Raw genomic sequence first — 19,747 nt, forward strand, 5'->3', positions numbered from 1 at the left:
TCAGGCTTCCTGCCGTTGACGGGCGAGCATCAGCCGTGGAAGCAGCAGGGCGCCCAGGTGATAAAGCGCCAGCAGGGCAATGGCAGCGCCCAGCGGCCACCAGAACAGATCGCGTTTGGGCTGGTGGCTGAGGGTTTTCACCTGATGCGGGGTGAGTTTGTCCAGGGTGCTGTAGACCTGATCCAGGGCATTGCGGTCTTCGGCGCGGAAGAAACGCCCGCCCGTGGCTTGGGCAATGTCCTGCAAACCTTGCAGGTTGACCCTGGCTTCGCCCTCGGCAGTCGGGTCGCCGATACCGATGGTGTGAATCACCACGCCTTTGGCCGCGGCCATGGCGGCCGCGTGATCCGGGGTGATGGCGCTGCTGGTGTCATTGCCGTCAGTGAGCAGGATCAGCACTTTTTCCTGCTCGTGGGCCTGGGCCAGCAGTTTCAGGCTCAGGCCGATGGCGTCGCCGATGGCGGTGTTGGGGCCGGCCATGCCGATGCCGGTGTCGTCCAGAAGTAGCGACAGGCTGGCGTGGTCCAGGGTCAGCGGTGCCTGTGGATAGGCACCAGTGCCGAACACGATCAGTCCGATTCGATCGTCTTTACGTTTGTCGATGAACCCGTGCACCACTTCCTTGACTGCGGCCAGGCGATTGATTTTCTGGCCGTTGGCGTCGGTGAAATCGGTGGTTTCCATCGACTGGGAAATGTCGATGGCCAGCATCAGGTCCCGCACCGGCTGCTGGCGCTCGATGGGCTTTTCCACCAACACCGGCCGACTCGCCGCCACCAGCAGCAGTGCCCAGACCAGCAGATTCAGGAGCAATTGCCAGCCGTTGCTGCGGGTGCCGGCCTGGCTCGGTGCCTGGCCGACGGCGCGGCTCATCGCCCCGAAAAACGGTACACGCACGGCGCTGCGCGCTTCGCGGTAGTCGGACAGGTAGCGATAGCCGAACCACGGCAGCGGCAGCAGGATCAGCAGCCAGGGGTAATCAAGCTGCCACATGATGACGCTCCACCCAGGTTTTGCAGGTGCTGAACAGCTGTTGGCGCTGTTCATTGGGCATGGCCCGCAATGTTGCGTCGGGGGCGTAGGCCAGCAGCGACAGTTGTTGGCTGAAGTCGACGGGTAGCGGCTGTTTACTGTGCCGCTGCAAAAATACCTGCCAGTCCTCTTTCCCCAACGCCGCTGGAGAGCCCTGTGGGAGCGGCGGTGCGACGATTCGACTTGCTCGCGAATGCGTCCGGTCAGTCGACATGGATGTTGCGTTTAAGGCCCTCTTCGCGAGCAAGCCCGCTCCCACAGGTTTTGCGGAGGGCATCGAGAGGGCCACGCGCTTGAGCAACTCAGGAAGCTCGCGCAACGCATTCAGGTCATTGCTGCGCTGCTGCAATTCCTCCAGCCGCACCAACGCCTCGCGCCGATAGCGATCGCGCCGCCATTGCCAATAGCGCCGCGCGCCGGTCACCACCAGCGTAACGATCAACAACGCCAGCAACGCCCACCACCCCCAGGTTTGCGGTGCATAACTGACCGGCGCCGGCAGCGCCATTTCCTTGAGTTGGTCGATGCTCGGGATAGCGGGGTTCATCGGCGCCCTCCGGTAAGCTTGCCCAGTTCGGCGCGCAGTTGTTCGTGGGCTTCTGTTGCGGTGCTGAACATCATCAGTGGCACCTGGCTGCGGCGCAGCAAAGTCGCGACGTCCTTGAGCCGCCCGCTGAGAAAGTCTCCGAGGGGTTGGTGCACCTGTTGCCGATCCACCGCCAGCTCCACCTGCAATTGCCCTTGGGTGACCAGCACGCGGCCGTTTTTCGGCAGGTTAAGCGCCAGCGGGTCATACACCTGCATGGCAATTACATCGTTGTGCGCCGCCAGTTGCCGCATCAGTTGCAAGGTGCGTTCGCCGGCCCCGGCGAAGTCGCTGACGATGCAGATCAGGTGATCGTGACCGGCCACGGCCAGGCAATGCTGCAGGACCTTGTCGAGCTGGTCTTCGCCCTCGGCGTCCGGGTTGGCGGCATTGAGCGCCTGGTTCTGCTGGGTGATGCGGCTGCACAGCGCTTCGATCCGTTTGCGGCTGCGCAGAGGGGCGATGCTGTCGATGCGTTGATCGTTGAAGACCAGTCCACCGACGCGGTCGCCGGCGTTGAACACCATCCACGCCGCCAGGGCCCCGAGCTCGGCGGCGACCGCGGATTTGAAGCTGCGTTGCGAACCAAAGAACATCGACATGCGCTGGTCGACGAGGATCAGCGCCGGGCGGTCGCGCTCTTCGGTGAATGTCCGTACCACCGGTTTGCCGGTGCGCAGGGATGCGCGCCAATCGAGGTGGCGCAGGTCATCGCCGGGCTGGTATCGACGCAGCTCATCGAAGTTCAAGCCCCGGCCACGCAAGCGTGAAGCGTGGTTGCCGGCCAGGATGCTGCCCTGGGGCTGACGCGCCAGAAAGCTCAGGTCACGGGCCTTGAACTCCAGGGCCATCAACTGCGCCAGAGAGACATACACCAGGCCATCAATGTTCACGCAGGAATCGCCACTTTATCGAGCAGACGGTCGAGCACCTGATCGGCGCTCACACCATCGGCCACCGCGTCGTAGCTCAGTTGCAGACGATGGCGCAGCACCGGGTGCACCACGGCGCGGACGTTGTCCGGAGAAACGAAATCCTGGCCCTGCAACCAGGCGTCCGCCCGGGCGCAGCGGTCCAGACCGATGCCGCCGCGAGGGCTGGCGCCGATGCTGATCCAGCGCCCGAGGTCGGCGTCGTAATCGACAGGGTGGCGAGTGGCGTTGATCAGGTCGATCAGGTAACGGTCGATGGCCGGGGAGACGTGCACGGCACTGACTTCTCGGCGCGCGGCGAACACCACGTCCTGAGACAACGAGAATTCCTGCACCGCAGCGGTCCTGGCGCCGAGGGCCTGTTCTTCTTCGCGCAGCAGACGCAGCACCTGGCTTTCGTTTTCCGCGCTCGGGTAATCGAGCAACACTTTCATCAGGAAGCGGTCCATCTGCGCTTCCGGCAGCGGGTACGTGCCTTCCTGTTCGATCGGGTTCTGAGTCGCTACCACAATGAACAGTTCCGGCAGCGCATGGCTGTTGCCGGCCACGGTGATCTGGCGTTCTTCCATGGCTTCGAGCAACGCCGCCTGGACCTTGGCCGGCGCACGGTTGATTTCGTCGGCGAGAATCAGGTTGCCGAACAGCGGGCCGGGCTGGAAGCGGATTTCGTTCTTGCCTTCGACCTGATGCAGCACCTCGGCGCCGGTGATGTCCGACGGCAGCAAATCCGGGGTGAACTGAATGCGGCTCATCTTCGCGTCCAGGTGCTTGGCCAATGCTTTCACCGTACGGGTCTTGGCCAGGCCGGGCAGGCTTTCCAGCAGCAGATGACCGTTGGCCAGCAGGCCCACAAGGATTTGTCGAATGACCTGATCCTGGCCGAGCACAGCTTCGGCGATGCTGGCTTGCAGGGCATTGAGGTCGTTGAGTGCGGTCATGGGGGTCTCCTAGAAAAACGCCAGGGTCATGTTGACGCTGAAACCATTGCCTTCAGGCCGGTTCTTGGTATCGAACTCCGGGACCCAGCGAGCACTGATATTGGCCTGGGCGTCGGCGAACTTGCCGGTCCAGCCCACTGTTGGGCCCGCGCCCACGGAGCGCCCGCGAAAGCCACTGGTTGCGCCGGATCCGGAGTCATCGGTGACCTGCTGGATATAGCCTGCCACCATGCCGGCGTTCCAGCCGTTGCCGAATCCATGGGTCCACAGTGCATCGAGGGTGAAAATGTTGCCGTTGCGATAATCCGTGGCGTCGTTCTCGGTGTAGAACTCCAGGCCGCTCGACAGGGTGAATTCGCCGCCCTTGCCATCCAGGTGGGTGAACGCCACGGTAGGCATGAAGGTGTAATTGTTCTGCCCGGGGTTGGCCAGGCGATCGACGTTGTAGGCGCCTGTCGGCACGTAGATCGGCAGCGAGAGCGAGATGTGGTTGAGTTCGTCGAAGTGGTAACCGGCCGCGATCGGGGTCACCAGCATGTCGGCGAACTGGGTGCCGGTGTCCGAGGTGCCCAGGGTACGGCCACGGGGGCCGGTCACGTTGGCGGTGATGTCGGTGTACTGCACTGGCACGCCTATGGCCGAGGCATAGTTCCAGGGACCTTTGCCGGTGTCCCAGACATGGGTGAAGTTGGCCATGGTGTAGGAAACCTTCATGTCCAGCCCGGTACTGATGGCACCCACGATCGGCACTTGAGCGCTGCCCTTGAGTTCGCCGTCGTACCAGATGCTGGTCAGGGACATGACCCAACCCGGCTCCGGGGGCACGATCCCTGCGTTGGAAAACACTTGCTGCCCGGTGATGGGGCGACCAACACCACCCTCGGCCGCCAGTACCAATGGACTACCGCTGACCATGCACAGCGCCAACAAGGGGCGCACTACGAGAGGCCTGAACATGCCTGACTCCGTTTATTGTTTTGGGGTGACAGGAGTCAGCAACGGCATGTGCCATTGGCCGTTGGTGACTTCCGGTTTTGGTAGATACAAACGCAAAATCCCGTAGAACGGACCACCCGGGGCTGGTAGCCAGTTGCTTTGCAGGTCTTTGGCCGGTGCCTTGTGCTGCACGTACAGGGTCAGGCCGCCATCGGCATCGAGCTTGAGGTCGGGCAGCATGCGCGAGTTGATCAGGTAGCGATTGAGCGGGTTGGCCACCAGCAATTTGTTCTTGCCGTCGTACATGGTCAGCGACCAGAACGCATCGGCCGGGGGCAGGGCGCCCTTGTCGAAGTGCAGGGTGTAGTCGGTTTTCGACGCATCGACCGGCTTGCCGTCCTTGTCGACGAAATAACCGATGTAGTTGGCCTCTTCGGCGGAGTTGCCGAAGATCCCCATGTTGGCGCCAGCGTAGCGGTACAGATAATTACCCTTGAGGTGATCGCGGGTGCCGAACAGGTCGTCGCTGCTGACCTCGTGGGTATCGACTTTGGTCTTCTTGAACTCGGCAAACTCAGCCTTGGCATCGCTGATGCCGTCCTCCAGCGCTTTGCGTTGCTCGGCGCTGAGGTCGGTCAGCTTGAACGGCTTGCCGGCTTCGACACCGATTTTGGCGAAGCGCGCAAGCAGGTCCTTCTCGACATCCTGGGCCGGAGCGAACGACAGCATGAAGTTCAGGTAACGGAACAGGTCCGGGGTTTCGCTCATGGTCGGCGTGGGTTTTGGCCAGTCGATCTTCGGCGCGGCAGGCGGGGCTTTGCGTTTATCGTAATGGCTCAGGCTTTCAACCTTGTAGCCCTTCTGGATCTGCCTGACCTTGGCCAAATCCTTTTCATCGAATAGCTGGGTGCGATACAGCGCATAGGCAATGTTGCTTTCACTGCGTAGCAAACGGTCGATGTTCAGCGGTTGCTGGCCCTGCCAGTTCGGCCCGACGACCATGAAGTGGCCACCGTTGTTGCCGGTACTGCGGGTGCCCAGGTACGCAAAGTTCTGCGTGTAGGCATCAATCAGCTGTACAGAGTAGTAGCGGTGTTCTTCGATGGCCGGCAGGGTCAGTACCACCGGCTCGGCGCGCAAATCCATCCAGACGAAGGAGTAGGGCGTGTCGGCATTCGGCGTGACGAACGCGGTGTCCCTGGCGGTGAAAGCCTTGGCCGTGTTGCCGATCTGGTTGAACGGCGCCTTGAAGTTCGGGCTCTTCCTGTCCACGGCCTGGGTATAGAGCGTCTTGTACATCTCTACCACCGGGAAGCCGTACAGATAGGCTTCCCTGGCGATGCCCCGGGCTTCTTCCGGGGTGGCTGTGAAGTCGGCCCAGGCACTGGTACTCAGGGCAAGGGTCAGGCCGGTCAGCAGCAAATTGCGGTTATTCATCGTACTTCCTTGGTGAATGTCCGGGCGTCATTCAACGGTCGTGATGTCGTCGAGTTTCCAGCTCTTGTCGAAATAGGCTTCGGTCGGGGCATACAGGCGGAAGTAGCTGAACCAGTGTTTGCCCGGCAGGGTTTGCACCCAATTGCTCTCGAAACCCTGTGGCGCGGTCGGACCGAAGTACAGGTCCACCGAGCCATCGGCGTTCTTTTTCAGATCTTGACGGGACGACAAATCGGCCTTGCGCTGCGGGTTGTCGATCAGGCAGCGGCTGGCGATGTCGTACACGGTCATCGACCAGAACTGCTTGGCCGGCGGGTTGGCGCCGACGTGCAGCCGATAGCTCTTGCCGCCGTCGAGCCAGTTGCCCTTGGCGTCTGTATAGGCACCGAGATAGGTCTGGCCCAGCCCCGGGGTTTTCGAAACCATGCCTTTGGTGTTGGTCACTGCCTCGTAAAACCAGGCGCTACGTTCCCACAGCTGGTCATAGTAGGCGACGCGCTGTGATGGCTCGGCGATGTTCAGCACGGTGTCCCACTGCCGGTCCGGCCAGTACTGGGCGCCGGGGAAACGCTTGGCGAAAGTATTGGCCTTGGCGATCAGCTCACCGACCTGCGCGCCTTGTTCCAGGGCATTGCGCTGGGCTTCGGTGGGATTGAACGGCTTGTCCTTCTCGATCCCAAGGCTGGCGAGCATGGCCATGTAGAAACGGTCGCGCTCGTTGACCGGTTCTTTCTGGATGATCTGGTGCAAGCGTTCCCAGTATGCGAGGCCCCGCGGCTGGGTGCCGGACCAGGCTTTGCCTGCAGGGGAGAGCAGTTTGGTCTTGGTCGGCTCGGCGCCTTTGGCGTATGGGTACATCTTGAATTGCTCGACCAGTGCCTTGCCTTTGGCCAGGTCCGGGTCGAGCACACGGAAACCTGCCAGCACGTTCATGGTTTCCGACTTGGCCAGGTAATATTTACCGGCATCGGCCGGCGGCTCGGCACCCGGTGGCAGTACCAGGTACTTGCCGCCCTTGCCTTTGTCCGGACCGGTCTGGCCCATGTCGATGATCGCCCGTTGCCAGAAATCACCAATACCGCCCGCAGTCGGGCCGGGTGGCAGTTCGATCACCAGCGGCCCGGTTTCGTTGAGGTCGACGAAGCCGAGGATGTATGGCGTGGTGGCATTGGCGGTGATCACGCCGAGCTTGTCTTCGTAACTGTTGAGCACCATCAGGTCGCCGCTGCGGGCGCCCAACTTGTCGCGGAACTCTTCCTGCCATTGCGCGTAAGACACCAGCGGCAACGCCCAGAGGTAACTCTGAGTCGCTTGCTGGAAATCCAGTTCGACATACAGTCTGGCAATGGATTCATGGGTCGGCAGTTCGCCCTCCATGGCGATTTTGCCGATACGGGTGTCCAGGTCCTGGGCACCGACCCCGCAACTGACGAACATGGTCATCAGGCTGAAACCGGCTGCGCGAATGGCACCGTGCATAGAGAGAATCCTTATTTGCCGAAGGTCACGTTGATCCCTGCGTACAGCGTGAACTGCGGCAGACCTTTGCCTTTGTGATCCACGGTCCATTGCGGTTCAACAAAGGCGTTAATGATATTGCTGCCGGATTTCCACGCTTTGCCGCCACCCAAACCGATGGGGATGTAGTGCGTGTCGTTCTTCAGATCGAATGTCCAGGTGCCGGTGGAACGCAGGTACCAGCCCTTTTCCAGGTTGTGGATGATGAACGGCTGGAAGGTCGCAGATTCCACGTGAGGGCGGTCGTGATCACCGGCGAACGAACTCTGGTATTGCACCAGTGCGCCGAGGAGTCCGCGCGGCGAGGAGTCGATGGCGATGGCGGACAGGCCGGCCTGCCATTTGCCGGTTCCCAGTTCATCCTGCTCGGCGGTCGGCGCAGTGATTTGCGGGCCGATGCCCAGCTGCACGCCTTCGGTCTTGAGCAGGAAAATGTCGAATACGTTCAGGTCGCCGATGCCGGTGCTGTAGCCGTTGTGCGGATCGGGTCGGGTGCTGACGGGAAGCGTGACGCGCAGCAACTGCGGGACGCCTATGACGTCATTGGCTGCCATCGGAAGGGCGCCGCGCAGCAGCGCATCATTGGTGTGAGCGTTGGTATCGAACAGCTTGGGTGTGTAGTAATCCTGCAGGTTTATACCGGGTGCCAGGTTCAGCGGGTTGTTGCTTTTGTTGGCGGTCTCGGCGTTATCCGCGTGAGCACAAAAAGCAGGTGCGAGTGAAGTCACCCATACAAAGGCGTACTTCCGCAAATTCTTAGACATTAATCCCCCCGTTCCCTGGTGGCTGATTGGGCAGATGGCCCCTGAACCTGGCCGTAACTGCGTAATCCCTTTCCGATCAAGCCTGTAGGACTCGTCAGATGAACTTAGCAGTTAACTGCGGGTTAACCAGTAGGAAGGATTAATTCTTTCGTTTTGTGGGCGGTTTCTCGTGAATTTCGTGTACTAAAAAGTTAATACGGATCAAGCGTTTGCCCAAACAAGTTAAGTAACTATCTAGCCGATGCAGGAGCGAGCCTGCTCGCGAAGGCGGCCTGTCAGTCAATATAAGCGTTGGATATGACGACCTCTTCGCGAACAGGCTCGCTCCCACAGGAAACTGAAGCAACAGCCGGTTCAGTCAACCTCAGTTCTTCTTCGCCTGTTCCCAAACCCGCTGTTCCTGCTCGCGCAGTTCCGGTGTGAACTCTGCACCAAAATCTTCCGCTTCAAACACCTGGCGAATCTCGATCTCGGCCTCGGTGCCCGGCATCGGGTTGGGGCAGCGCTTGACCCATTCGATGGCTTCTTCTTTGGACTTCACTTTCCACAACCAGAAACCGGCAATCAGTTCCTTGGTTTCGATGAAGGGGCCGTCGATCACCGTGCGTTTGTCACCTGAAAACTTTATACGAGCGCCTTTACTGCTCGGGTGCAGGCCTTCGCCCGCGAGCATGATGCCGGCCTTGACCAGTTCTTCGTTGTAGTTACCCATGGCGGTCAGCAGTTCCTGGCTGGGCATCACGCCGGCTTCGGAATCCTGGCTGGCCTTGATGATGATCATGAATCGCATGGCTTTTCTCCATTGGGGGGTAAGTGAGTTACTTGATAGTCGAATGATCAGCGTCTGAATCGACAACCCTCTAACAAAAAACTGCAACAGATTTTAGTGATACCCCAAGGGGATGCATGGGGCTTTGGTGTGATGGTAGCCTGCGGGTCCCTCGGCCAATGCATTGCCACTGCTCATGCCTGTCCTGGAACTCACGACCCTCATCCCCAACCGCTCGCCTGGGCAAGTCCTCGACTTCTGCCTCGAAGGCGTGAACTTCCCGAAAATCTTCCCCGAACGCATCACACCGCTGGGCGATATCGACCTGAATAACCTGCACATCGAGGCCGGTCGACAGTTTCGTTTCAGGCACTGGATGTTCAATGTTCTTCCGTCGAACTGGACGGTGGTGATCCGTGAGGTCGGTGAGTGGTATTTCATCGACGAAATGCTCAACGGGCCGATGCGCGCCTTTCGTCATGAACATCGGGTCGCAGCGGGAGAGGGCGGTACGCTATACACCGACCGGGTGACGTATTCGGCGATTGGCGGCGCGCCGGTGGAGTGGTTGCTGGTCAATGGCTATATGCGACGGATTTTCGAGGCGCGCCACCGCAATATGTTGCGGTTGCTCAAATAACACCGCTGTCCCTGTGGGAGCGGCGGTGCGGCGATCCGACTTGCTCGCGAAAGCGATCTGTCAGTCCCGGCGATGCTGAATGTGCTGCCGTATTCGCGAGCAAGTCGGATCGCCGCACCGCCGCTCCCACAGGGTCTTGTGGTGTATGGGAGGGCACGTGTATCCAATTTTGTGCTCTGATACATGACAATTTATGTTTGACCATAGGTCGTCGGACAATTTCGTGGTTAACTTCGGCCTCGTCAAAATTCTCCACCACAACGTTCAGAAGGACTCCGTTCATGGCTCAAGTCACTCTCAAAGGCAACCCGGTTCAAGTCAACGGCCAACTGCCACAAGCCGGTTCCAAGGCGCCAGCCTTTTCCCTGGTTGCCGGCAATCTGTCCGACGTCACCCTGAAGGACTTTGCCGGCAAGCGCAAAGTGCTGAACATCTTCCCAAGCGTTGATACCCCGACCTGCGCCACCTCCGTGCGCCAGTTCAACGCCAAGGCCAGCAGCGTCGACAACACTGTCGTGCTGTGCATCTCCGCTGACCTGCCGTTCGCCCAGGCCCGTTTCTGCGGCGCCGAAGGCCTGGAAAACGTACAGAACCTGTCGACCCTGCGTGGTGCCGAGTTCATCCAGAACTACGGCGTGGCCATCGCCGACGGCCCGCTCAAAGGCTTGACCGCTCGTGCCGTCGTGGTTCTGGACGAAAACGACAACGTGCTGCACAGCGAACTGGTTGGCGAAATCGCTGACGAGCCGAACTATGACGCGGCACTTGCTGTTCTGAAATAAGCCGGGCTTTACAATGTTTAACGGCCTGGCCCTGTCCAGGCCGTTTTCATTTGTGTTTCAGTGTCTTGGATAATTCTCCTGTTACGTAAGCCGAAGGTAAATTGCCGGTAAAGGCGCTTTGCTTAAAACCCGCCAGTGCTTATCGTTCAGCCTCATGTAAAAAAGCCCACGCGCCCAATGGTTGATCACTCAATGCAATCCTCCGCTTCCCGTAGTCCTCGTCGCTGGCTGTTCGGCCTGCTTGTCCTGTTGGTCATCGCTGGCCTGTGCTGGAAATTCTGGCCCGGCAACGCTGCACCCAAAGAGGCTGCGGGGCAGAAAGCCGTCGCTGGGCATGCCGGCAGGTCGGGCGGGATGCGCCCGGGATTCGGTGGCGCGTCCGGGCCGGTGCCGGTGCGAGTGGCTCCGGCAGTCAAGGGTGATTTCCCGCTGTACTTCAAGGCGTTGGGCACGGTCACGGCGCTCAACACCATCAATGTCCGCAGTCGCGTTGGCGGTGAGTTGGTCAAGATCTATTTCGAAGAAGGGCAGATGGTCAAGGCCGGCGACATGCTCGTCGAAATCGACCCGCGCCCTTACCAGAATGCCTTGCTTCAGGCTGAGGGCACCTTGCTGCAGAATCAGGCGCAGCTGAAAAACGCCCAGGTCGATGTCGAGCGCTATCGCGGCCTGTACCGCGAAGACAGTATTGCCAAGCAGACCCTGGACACCGCCGAAGCGCTGGTCGGTCAGTTCCAGGGCACGGTCAAGACCAATCAGGCGGCGGTCAACGACGCCAGGCTCAACCTCGAATTCACCAGGATCCGCGCCCCGATCACCGGTCGCGTCGGCCTGCGTCAACTGGACGTCGGTAACCTGGTAGCGGCCAATGACACCACCGCATTGGCGATCATCACCCAGACCCAACCGATCAGCGTGGCCTTCACCCTGCCGGAAAACAGCCTCGACACCGTGCTGGCCCGTTATCGCAGCGGCGCCAAACTGCCGGCTGAAGCCTGGGACCGCGGTGATACCAAACTGCAAGCCACGGGCGTGCTGCAGAGCCTGGACAACCAGATCGACGTCACCACCGGCACCCTGAAATTCAAGGCCCGTTACGAGAACCGCGATCAGTCGCTGTTCCCCAACCAGTTCGTCAATGTGCGCCTGTTGGCCGACACCCTCAAAAACGTGGTACTGGCGCCTTCCGCCGCGATCCAGTTCGGCACCAACGGCACGTTCGCCTATGTCCTGGACGGTGACAAGAAGGTCAAGATCCGTCAGTTGAAAGTCGGCGCCAGTGACGGCCTGAACACTGTGGTCACCGAAGGACTGTCGGCGGGCGATCGGGTCGTATTGGAAGGCACTGACCGCCTGAAAGACGGCAGCGATGTGGAGGTGGTCAACGACAGCCAGGACGTGCCGACCACGCCAACCGAACACCTGCAAGGCAAGTCTGCGGTCAACTCGGCTGAGCCTGCGACCACCGACAAGGCGAAAAAGGGCGGCGCATGAATCTCTCGCGGCTGTTCATCCTTCGCCCGGTAGCCACCACGCTGAGCATGCTGGCGATTATCCTGGCCGGCGTCATCGCCTACCGGTTGCTGCCGGTGTCGGCGTTGCCCCAGGTCGATTACCCGACCATTCGCGTCATGACCCTGTACCCCGGCGCCAGTCCGGATGTCATGACCAGCGCGGTGACCGCGCCACTTGAGCGGCAGTTCGGGCAGATGCCCGGCTTGACGCAAATGGCGTCCACCAGTTCCGGTGGCGCGTCGGTGCTGACACTGCGGTTCAGCCTCGACATCAACATGGATGTGGCCGAGCAGCAAGTGCAGGCGGCGATCAACGCCGCGACCAACCTGTTGCCCAAGGACCTGCCGGCACCGCCGGTGTACAACAAGGTCAACCCGGCCGATACGCCGGTGCTGACCCTGGCCATCACTTCCAAGACCATGTTGTTGCCCAAGCTCAACGATCTGGTCGATACGCGCATGGCGCAGAAGATTGCCCAGATCAGCGGCGTCGGCATGGTCAGCATTGCCGGTGGTCAACGCCAGGCCGTGCGGATCAAGGTCAATCCCGAGGCTTTGGCGGCCAACGGCCTGAACCTGTCGGATGTGCGCACGCTGATCGGCGCCTCCAACGTCAACCAGCCTAAAGGCAACTTCGACGGCCCGACCCGGGTCTCGATGCTCGATGCCAACGATCAACTGACGTCGCCCAAGGACTACGCCAACCTGATCCTGGCCTACGCCAACGGCGCACCGTTGCGGCTCAAGGACGTGGCGGAGATCGTCGACGGCGCCGAGAACGAGCGGCTCGCGGCGTGGGCCAACGAGAACCAGGCCGTGCTGCTGAACATCCAGCGTCAGCCCGGCGCCAACGTGATCGAGGTGGTGGACCGGATCAAGGCCCTGCTGCCGAGCATCACCGACAACCTGCCAGCCGGCCTCGACGTGGTGGTGCTGACCGACCGCACCCAGACCATCCGCGCCTCGGTCAAGGACGTGCAGCACGAATTGCTGATCGCCATCGCCCTGGTGGTCATGGTCACCTTCCTGTTCCTGCGTCGCGCCAGCGCCACGATCATTCCGTCGGTGGCCGTGCCGCTGTCGCTGATCGGTACGTTCGGCGTGATGTACCTGGCTGGGTTCTCGGTCAATAACCTGACCCTGATGGCCCTGACCATCGCCACCGGTTTCGTGGTGGACGATGCGATCGTCATGCTGGAGAACATTTCGCGTTTCATCGAGGAGGGCGACAGCCCGCTGAACGCGGCGCTCAAGGGCGCCAAGCAGATTGGTTTCACCCTGATCTCCTTGACGTTGTCGCTGATCGCCGTGCTGATTCCGCTGCTGTTCATGGCGGACGTGGTCGGGCGGTTGTTCCGCGAGTTCGCCATCACCTTGGCGGTAGCGATCCTGATTTCCCTGGTCGTTTCCCTGACCCTGACGCCGATGATGTGCGCGCGGTTGCTCAAGCGTGAACCCAAGGAAGCAGAGCAGGGCCGCTTCTACCGTGCCAGCGGTGCGTTCATCGACTGGATGATCGCCGCCTACGGGCGCAAGTTGCAGTGGGTGCTCAAGCACCAGCCGCTGACCTTGATGGTGGCCATTGGCACCTTGGCGCTGACGGTATTGCTGTACATGGTGGTGCCCAAGGGCTTCTTCCCGGTGCAGGACACCGGCGTCATCCAGGGCATTTCCGAAGCGCCGCAATCGATTTCCTTCGCCGCCATGAGCGAGCGCCAGCAGGAACTGGCCAAGGTCATCCTGGCCGACCCGGCGGTCGAGAGCCTGTCCTCCTACATTGGCGTGGATGGCGACAACTCGACCCTCAACAGCGGCCGGTTGCTGATCAACCTCAAGTCGCACAACGACCGCGACCTGAGCGCCATGCAAGTGATTGCCCGCCTGCAACCGGAACTGGACAAACTGGTCGGCATCCGCCTGTTCATGCAGCCGGTGCAGGACCTGACCATCGAAGACCGGGTCAGCCGCACGCAGTATCAGTTCAGCATGTCGTCGCCGGACTCGGAGCTGCTGAGCCTGTGGAGCGGGCGTCTGGTCGAGGCTTTGGCCGACCGGCCGGAATTGACCGACGTCGCCAGCGATTTGCAGGACAAGGGCTTGCAGGTCTATCTGGTGATTGACCGCGATGCGGCGTCGCGGGTTGGTGTGTCGGTGTCGAACATCACCGATGCGCTGTACGACGCCTTTGGTCAGCGGCAGATTTCCACGATCTATACCCAGGCCAGTCAGTACCGCGTGGTGCTGCAATCGCAGTCAGGGGAGAAGATCGGCCCGCAGGCGCTGGAGCAGATTCACGTCAAGACCACCGATGGCGGTCAGGTACGCCTGTCCAGCCTGGCGCATGTCGAGGAGCGTCAGGCGCAACTGGCGATCACCCACATCGGCCAGTTCCCGGCAGTGATGATGTCCTTCAACCTCGCGCCCGGCGTGGCGCTGGGGCATGCGGTCGAGATCATCGAGCAGGTGCAGAAGGACATCGGCATGCCGATTGGCGTGCAGACCCAGTTCCAGGGCGCGGCGCAGGCGTTCCAGGCTTCGTTGTCGAGCACCTTGCTGCTGATCCTGGCGGCGGTGGTGACCATGTATATCGTGCTGGGTGTGCTCTACGAGAGCTACATCCACCCGATCACCATTCTTTCGACCTTGCCTTCGGCGGCGGTGGGCGCCTTGCTGGCGTTGATCCTCAGCGGCAACGACCTGGGCATGATTGCGATCATCGGCATCATCCTGTTGATCGGCATCGTGAAGAAGAACGCGATCATGATGATCGACTTCGCCCTCGACGCCGAGCGCAACCAGGGCATGGACCCGCAAACGGCGATCTATCAGGCGGCATTGCTGCGTTTCCGGCCGATCCTGATGACCACCCTGGCGGCTTTGTTCGGTGCCGTGCCGTTGATGCTGGCCACCGGTTCCGGCGCGGAACTGCGCCAACCGCTGGGTCTGGTGATGGTCGGCGGCCTGTTGCTGAGCCAGATTCTGACGCTGTTCACTACGCCTGTGATCTATCTGTACTTCGACCGTCTCGGTCGGCGTTTTGGCAAGTCCGACGCTCAGGAGGCGACGGTATGACGCCCCGCAGAACCTGTGGGAGCGGGCTTGCTCGCGAAGGCGTCCGGTCAGTCGACAGGGATGTTGAATGCAAGGCCCTCTTTGTGAGCAAGCCCGCTCCCACAGGGGGGCAGCAGGGCTCGTGGGCTGGTGCGGGGGGCAATCATCGATGAACCTTTCCGGCCCTTTCATCAAGCGCCCGGTCGCGACCATGCTGCTGAGCCTGGCGATCATGCTGCTGGGCGGCGTGAGCTTCGGTTTGCTGCCCGTGTCGCCGCTGCCGCAAATGGACTTTCCGGTGATCGTGGTCCAGGCCAGCCTGCCCGGGGCCAGCCCCGAGGTGATGGCGTCGACCGTGGCCACGCCTTTGGAGCGTTCTTTCGGCAGCATTGCCGGGGTCAACACCATGAGCAGCCGGTCCAGCCAGGGTTCGACCCGGGTGATCCTGCAATTCGACCTGGACCGCGACATCAACGGCGCGGCGCGGGAAGTGCAGGCAGCGATCAACGCCTCGCGCACCCTGCTGCCGAGCGGGATGCGCAGCATGCCGACCTACAAGAAGGTCAACCCGTCCCAGGCGCCGATCATGGTGCTGTCGCTCACGTCGGACGTGCTGGAAAAAGGCCAGCTCTATGACCTGGCATCGACCATCCTGTCCCAGAGCCTGTCCCAGGTGCAGGGTGTCGGCGAGGTGCAGATCGGCGGCAGTTCGTTGCCGGCGGTACGCATCGAGCTTGAACCGCAGTCATTGAACCAGTACGGCGTGGCCCTGGACGATGTGCGCAACACCATCGCCAATGCCAACGTTCGCCGGCCCAAGGGCTCGGTGGAAGACGATCAGCGGCTGTGGCAGGTCCAGGCCAACGATCAGCTGGAAAAAGCCAAGGACTACGAGTCGCTGATCATCCACTACAACGGTGGCGCGGCCCTGCGCCTGAAGGATGTGGCCAAGGTCAGCGATGGCGTCGAGGACCGTTACAACAGCGGTTTCTTCAACGACGACGCGGCGGTGCTGCTGGTGATCAACCGCCAGGCCGGTGCGAACATCATCGAGACGGTCAACGAGATCAAGGCCCAGCTGCCGGCGTTGCAGGCGGTGCTGCCGGCCAGCGTCAAGCTGAACCTGGCGATGGACCGCTCGCCGGTGATCAAGGCCACGCTGCACGAGGCGGAAATGACCCTGCTGATCGCCGTGGCGCTGGTGATCCTGGTAGTGTTCCTGTTCCTCGGTAACTTCCGTGCCTCGCTGATCCCGACCCTGGCGGTGCCGGTGTCGCTGGTCGGCACTTTTGCCGTGATGTACCTCTACGGTTTTTCGCTGAACAACCTGTCGCTGATGGCGCTGATCCTGGCCACCGGGCTGGTGGTGGACGATGCCATCGTGGTGCTGGAGAACATTTCCCGGCACATCGACGAAGGCGTGCGGCCGATGAGGGCCGCGTACCTCGGCGCCCAGGAAGTCGGTTTTACCTTGCTGTCGATGAACGTGTCGCTGGTGGCGGTGTTCCTGTCGATCCTGTTCATGGGCGGGATCATCGAAAGCCTGTTCCGCGAATTCTCCATCACCCTGGCGGCGGCCATCGTGGTCTCGCTGGTGGTGTCGTTGACCCTGACCCCGATGCTCTGCGCTCGCTGGCTCAAGCCGCACACGCCGGGGCAGGAGAACCGTCTGCAACGCTGGAGCCGGCGGACCAACGACTGGATGGTCGGCAAATACGCTACCAGCCTCGACTGGGTGCTGCGCCACAAGCGCCTGACCTTGTTCAGTCTGTTCGTGACAATCGGCGTTAACATTGCGTTGTATATTGTTGTTCCCAAAACGTTTTTACCTCAGCAGGATACCGGTCAGCTGATTGGTTTCGTGCGCGGCGACGACGGCCTGTCGTTCAGTGTGATGCAGCCGAAGATGGAGATTTTCCGCCGTGCGGTGTTGAAGGATGAGGCGGTAGAAAGCGTCGCCGGGTTCATTGGCGGCAATAACGGCACCAACAACGCCTTCATGCTGGTGCGCCTCAAGCCGATCAAGGAGCGCAGCATTTCCGCGCAGAAAGTCATCGAACGCCTGCGCAAGGAAATGCCCAAGGTTCCCGGGGCACAACTGATGCTCATGGCGGACCAGGACCTGCAATTCGGTGGTGGCCGTGAGCAGACCACCTCGCAATACTCGTACATCCTGCAGAGCGGGGATCTGGGGGCATTGCGCGAGTGGTATCCGAAAGTCGTCACCGCGCTCAGGGCCTTGCCGGAGCTGACGGCGATCGATGCGCGGGAAGGCCGGGGCGCCCGCCAAGTGACCCTGATCGTCGACCGAGACCAGGCCAAGCGTCTGGGTGTCGACATGGACATGGTCACGGCGGTGCTGAACAACGCCTACAGTCAGCGGCAGATTTCGACCATCTACGACAGTCTTAATCAGTACCAGGTGGTGATGGAGGTCAATCCGAAATACGCCCAGGACCCGATCACCCTCACGCAAGTCCAGGTGATCACCGCTGACGGCGCGCGAATCCCGCTGTCGACCATCGCCCATTACGAAAACAGCCTGGAAAACGACCGGGTCAGCCACGAAGGCCAGTTTGCTTCGGAGAGCATTGCCTTCGACATGGCCGAAGGCGTGACCGTGGAGCAGGGCGGTGCCGCCATCGAGCGGGCGATTGCCAAGGTCGGCCTGCCGGAAGACGTGATCGCGAAAATGGCCGGCACAGCCAACGCTTTCGCGGCGACCCAAAAAAGTCAGCCGTGGATGATTCTGGGGGCGCTGGTGGCGGTGTATCTGGTCTTGGGTGTGCTGTACGAAAGCTACATTCACCCGCTGACGATTCTCTCGACCCTGCCGTCGGCCGGGGTCGGCGCGTTGCTGTCGATCTATGCGCTGGGCGGCGAGTTCAACCTGATTTCGTTGCTGGGGCTGTTTCTGCTGATCGGCGTGGTGAAGAAAAACGCGATCCTGATGATCGACCTGGCGTTGCAACTGGAACGAAACCAGGGCATGGCACCGCTGGAATCGATCCGCAGCGCCTGCCTGCAACGTTTGCGACCTATCCTGATGACCACCCTGGCGGCGATCCTCGGTGCCTTGCCGTTGCTGCTGAGCCGCGCCGAAGGGGCGGAAATGCGCCAGCCGCTGGGCCTGACCATCATCGGCGGGCTGATCTTCAGCCAGGTACTGACGCTTTACACCACCCCGGTGGTTTACCTCTATCTCGACAACCTGCGCCATCGCTTCAATAAATGGCGCGGGGTGCGTACTGATGTTGCTCTGGAAACTCCGCTATGACTGACCGTTCGCTTTTCAACCTGGCTGCACCGCTGATCACGGCTCGAGGCTCGCGCCTGTTGAGCCTGTCACTGTGCGTGGCGATGCTCAGTGCCTGCGCCGTCGGCCCGGATTACCAGCGCCCGCAAACCGCCGAGCCTGCGCAGTACAAGGCAGCGGAGGGCTGGCGTCAGGCCAACCCGAGCGATGCCCTGGCGCGTGGCGCGTGGTGGGAGTTGTATGGCGACCGGCAGCTCAACGACCTGATCGAAAAACTCAACAGCGCCAACCAGACCGTCGCCCAGTCCGAAGCGCAGTACCGCCAGGCCCAGGCCCTGGTGCGCAGTGCACGCGGGGCGTTTTTCCCGACGGTGGACCTGAACGTCAGCAAGAACCGTTCAAGCCAGGGCACCGGCAGCAGCAGTTCCAGCCTGAGCAGTTCGTCCAGCGGTATTCGCGACACGTACTCGGCCCAGGCGGGCGTCAGTTGGGAAGCGGACGTATGGGGCAAGCTGCGCCGAGGCCTCGAAGCCGACACCGCCAATGCCCAGGCAAGCTTTGCCGATCTGGCGGCCATGCGCCTGAGTCAACAGTCGGAGCTGGTGCAGAATTACCTGCAACTGCGCGTGATCGATGGCCAGAAACGCTTGCTCCAGGACACGGTCGAGGCATATCAGCGTTCGTTGAAGATGACCGAAAACCAGTACCGCGCAGGCGTATCGGGCAAGGACGCGGTGGCCCAGGCCCAGACACAGCTCAAAAGCACCGAAGCCGATATGATCGACCTGATCTGGCAACGCGCCCAGTTGGAGAACGCCATCGCTGTGCTGATCGGCCTGCCGCCGGCCGAGTTCAGCCTGGCGCAAAGCCAGGACATCCCGCAATTGCCGCAAGTACCGCTGGCGCTGCCTTCGCAGTTGCTGGAGCGTCGCCCGGACATCGCTTCGGCCGAGCGCTCGGTGATGGCCGCCAACGCCAACATCGGTGTGGCCAAGGCTGCCTACTACCCGGACCTGACCCTGAGCTTGAACGGTGGTTACAGCAGCAGTACCTCGAAAGACTTGTTCAGCCTGCCGAACCGCTTCTGGTCGGTCGGACCGCAATTGGCCATGACCCTGTTCGACGGTGGTCAGCGCTCGGCGGAAGTCGACCGCAGTGAAGCGGCCTATGACGAAACGGTGGCCAAGTACCGCCAGACCGTACTGGACGGATTCCGCGAAGTGGAAAACTACCTGGTGCAGCTCAAGGTGCTTGAGGATGAAGCCGTCGTGCGCCAACAGGCACTGGATGCCGCCCGTGAATCGTTGCGCCTGACCCAGAACCAGTACAAGGCCGGTTTGATCGCGTACATCGATGTGGTGGTGACCCAGGCGGCGGCGCTGAACAATGAACGCAGCAACCTGGACCTGTTGCAAAGCCGCCTGATAGCCAGTGTGCAGTTGATTGCCGCGTTGGGGGGTGGCTGGGACGGGCAGCTTGAGGTGAGCGAAAACCGATAGCGTAATCCCTGTGGGAGCGAGCTTGCTCGCGATGGCTGCGTCACATTCAGCATGGATGTTGCCTGACCCACCGCTATCGCTCGCAAGCTCGCT

Annotated in this window: 15 protein-coding genes; 6 read left to right on the forward strand and 9 right to left on the reverse strand. The window is 61.3% G+C overall.

Features of this window, described 5'->3' with window-relative positions; all coding sequences use genetic code 11:
- From PspS34_RS12830 to PspS34_RS12870, 9 genes are all read right to left on the reverse strand, one after another.
- Nucleotides 1-993 (reverse strand): VWA domain-containing protein, encoded by a 993-nt coding sequence (locus tag PspS34_RS12830; RefSeq protein WP_159389856.1) that lies wholly within the window; start codon nucleotides 991-993, stop codon nucleotides 1-3.
- Nucleotides 980-1,579 carry a DUF4381 domain-containing protein gene (locus PspS34_RS12835; protein WP_159389857.1) on the reverse strand — a complete coding sequence of 200 codons (600 nt, stop codon included), beginning with the start codon at nucleotides 1,577-1,579 and terminating at the stop codon, nucleotides 980-982. Before PspS34_RS12835 ends, PspS34_RS12830 begins: the two co-directional genes overlap by 14 nt.
- Nucleotides 1,576-2,511: a DUF58 domain-containing protein gene (locus tag PspS34_RS12840; RefSeq protein ID WP_159389858.1), complete on the reverse strand. Its 936-nt coding sequence runs from the start codon at nucleotides 2,509-2,511 to the stop codon at nucleotides 1,576-1,578. Before PspS34_RS12840 ends, PspS34_RS12835 begins: the two co-directional genes overlap by 4 nt.
- Nucleotides 2,508-3,488 (reverse strand): MoxR family ATPase, encoded by a 981-nt coding sequence (locus PspS34_RS12845; protein WP_159389859.1) that lies wholly within the window; start codon nucleotides 3,486-3,488, stop codon nucleotides 2,508-2,510. Before PspS34_RS12845 ends, PspS34_RS12840 begins: the two co-directional genes overlap by 4 nt.
- Before the next feature lie 9 nt (nucleotides 3,489-3,497).
- Nucleotides 3,498-4,445, reverse strand: a complete 948-nt coding sequence (locus PspS34_RS12850) for a transporter (protein WP_090455053.1) — start codon at nucleotides 4,443-4,445, stop codon at nucleotides 3,498-3,500.
- 12 nt (nucleotides 4,446-4,457) lie between these two features.
- Nucleotides 4,458-5,861, reverse strand: a complete 1,404-nt coding sequence (locus PspS34_RS12855; protein WP_159389860.1) for a DUF1254 domain-containing protein — start codon at nucleotides 5,859-5,861, stop codon at nucleotides 4,458-4,460.
- 27 nt (nucleotides 5,862-5,888) lie between these two features.
- On the reverse strand, nucleotides 5,889-7,340 hold the full coding sequence (locus PspS34_RS12860; RefSeq protein ID WP_159389861.1) for a DUF1254 domain-containing protein: 1,452 nt from the start codon (nucleotides 7,338-7,340) through the stop codon (nucleotides 5,889-5,891).
- Between the two features lie 11 nt (nucleotides 7,341-7,351).
- Nucleotides 7,352-8,143: a hypothetical protein gene (locus PspS34_RS12865; RefSeq protein ID WP_154860075.1), complete on the reverse strand. Its 792-nt coding sequence runs from the start codon at nucleotides 8,141-8,143 to the stop codon at nucleotides 7,352-7,354.
- Nucleotides 8,144-8,507: 364 nt separating this feature from the next.
- Nucleotides 8,508-8,933 (reverse strand): YciI family protein, encoded by a 426-nt coding sequence (locus tag PspS34_RS12870; protein WP_057714975.1) that lies wholly within the window; start codon nucleotides 8,931-8,933, stop codon nucleotides 8,508-8,510.
- Nucleotides 8,934-9,108: 175 nt separating this feature from the next.
- Here PspS34_RS12870 and PspS34_RS12875 point away from each other — a divergent pair, with 175 nt between their 5' ends.
- From PspS34_RS12875 to PspS34_RS12900, 6 genes are all read left to right on the forward strand, one after another.
- Complete coding sequence (locus tag PspS34_RS12875; protein WP_154860074.1) at nucleotides 9,109-9,552, forward strand: polyketide cyclase; 444 nt, start codon at nucleotides 9,109-9,111, stop codon at nucleotides 9,550-9,552.
- Nucleotides 9,553-9,833: 281 nt separating this feature from the next.
- Nucleotides 9,834-10,334 carry a thiol peroxidase gene (tpx, locus tag PspS34_RS12880; protein WP_057714973.1) on the forward strand — a complete coding sequence of 167 codons (501 nt, stop codon included), beginning with the start codon at nucleotides 9,834-9,836 and terminating at the stop codon, nucleotides 10,332-10,334.
- Nucleotides 10,335-10,511: 177 nt separating this feature from the next.
- Nucleotides 10,512-11,828 (forward strand): MdtA/MuxA family multidrug efflux RND transporter periplasmic adaptor subunit, encoded by a 1,317-nt coding sequence (locus PspS34_RS12885; RefSeq protein WP_159389862.1) that lies wholly within the window; start codon nucleotides 10,512-10,514, stop codon nucleotides 11,826-11,828.
- Entirely contained in the window at nucleotides 11,825-14,920 is a 3,096-nt protein-coding gene (locus PspS34_RS12890; RefSeq protein WP_150813810.1) for an MdtB/MuxB family multidrug efflux RND transporter permease subunit, read from the forward strand. Before PspS34_RS12885 ends, PspS34_RS12890 begins: the two co-directional genes overlap by 4 nt.
- A gap of 148 nt (nucleotides 14,921-15,068) precedes the next feature.
- The gene (locus PspS34_RS12895) at nucleotides 15,069-18,176 is read left to right on the forward strand and encodes an efflux RND transporter permease subunit (RefSeq protein ID WP_159389863.1); all 3,108 of its coding nucleotides are present in this window, start codon (nucleotides 15,069-15,071) and stop codon (nucleotides 18,174-18,176) included.
- Nucleotides 18,173-19,654 (forward strand): efflux transporter outer membrane subunit, encoded by a 1,482-nt coding sequence (locus PspS34_RS12900; protein ID WP_057714969.1) that lies wholly within the window; start codon nucleotides 18,173-18,175, stop codon nucleotides 19,652-19,654. The genes PspS34_RS12895 and PspS34_RS12900 overlap by 4 nt, the downstream gene beginning before the upstream one ends.
- The last annotated feature ends 93 nt before the right edge of the window (nucleotides 19,655-19,747 follow it).

The organism is Pseudomonas sp. S34 (genome assembly GCF_009866745.1).
GTDB classification, from domain to species: domain Bacteria; phylum Pseudomonadota; class Gammaproteobacteria; order Pseudomonadales; family Pseudomonadaceae; genus Aquipseudomonas; species Aquipseudomonas jessenii.

Coding starts and splice junctions, on each gene's coding strand:
- PspS34_RS12830 (WP_159389856.1), bottom strand. CDS start 993: ATGTGGCAGCTTGATTACCCCTGGCTGCTGATCCTGCTGCCGCTGCCG.
- PspS34_RS12835 (WP_159389857.1), bottom strand. CDS start 1,579: ATGAACCCCGCTATCCCGAGCATCGACCAACTCAAGGAAATGGCGCTG.
- PspS34_RS12845 (WP_159389859.1), bottom strand. CDS start 3,488: ATGACCGCACTCAACGACCTCAATGCCCTGCAAGCCAGCATCGCCGAA.
- PspS34_RS12850 (WP_090455053.1), bottom strand. CDS start 4,445: ATGTTCAGGCCTCTCGTAGTGCGCCCCTTGTTGGCGCTGTGCATGGTC.
- PspS34_RS12855 (WP_159389860.1), bottom strand. CDS start 5,861: ATGAATAACCGCAATTTGCTGCTGACCGGCCTGACCCTTGCCCTGAGT.
- PspS34_RS12860 (WP_159389861.1), bottom strand. CDS start 7,340: ATGCACGGTGCCATTCGCGCAGCCGGTTTCAGCCTGATGACCATGTTC.
- PspS34_RS12865 (WP_154860075.1), bottom strand. CDS start 8,143: ATGTCTAAGAATTTGCGGAAGTACGCCTTTGTATGGGTGACTTCACTC.
- PspS34_RS12870 (WP_057714975.1), bottom strand. CDS start 8,933: ATGCGATTCATGATCATCATCAAGGCCAGCCAGGATTCCGAAGCCGGC.
- PspS34_RS12875 (WP_154860074.1), top strand. CDS start 9,109: ATGCCTGTCCTGGAACTCACGACCCTCATCCCCAACCGCTCGCCTGGG.
- tpx (WP_057714973.1), top strand. CDS start 9,834: ATGGCTCAAGTCACTCTCAAAGGCAACCCGGTTCAAGTCAACGGCCAA.
- PspS34_RS12885 (WP_159389862.1), top strand. CDS start 10,512: ATGGTTGATCACTCAATGCAATCCTCCGCTTCCCGTAGTCCTCGTCGC.
- PspS34_RS12890 (WP_150813810.1), top strand. CDS start 11,825: ATGAATCTCTCGCGGCTGTTCATCCTTCGCCCGGTAGCCACCACGCTG.
- PspS34_RS12895 (WP_159389863.1), top strand. CDS start 15,069: ATGAACCTTTCCGGCCCTTTCATCAAGCGCCCGGTCGCGACCATGCTG.
- PspS34_RS12900 (WP_057714969.1), top strand. CDS start 18,173: ATGACTGACCGTTCGCTTTTCAACCTGGCTGCACCGCTGATCACGGCT.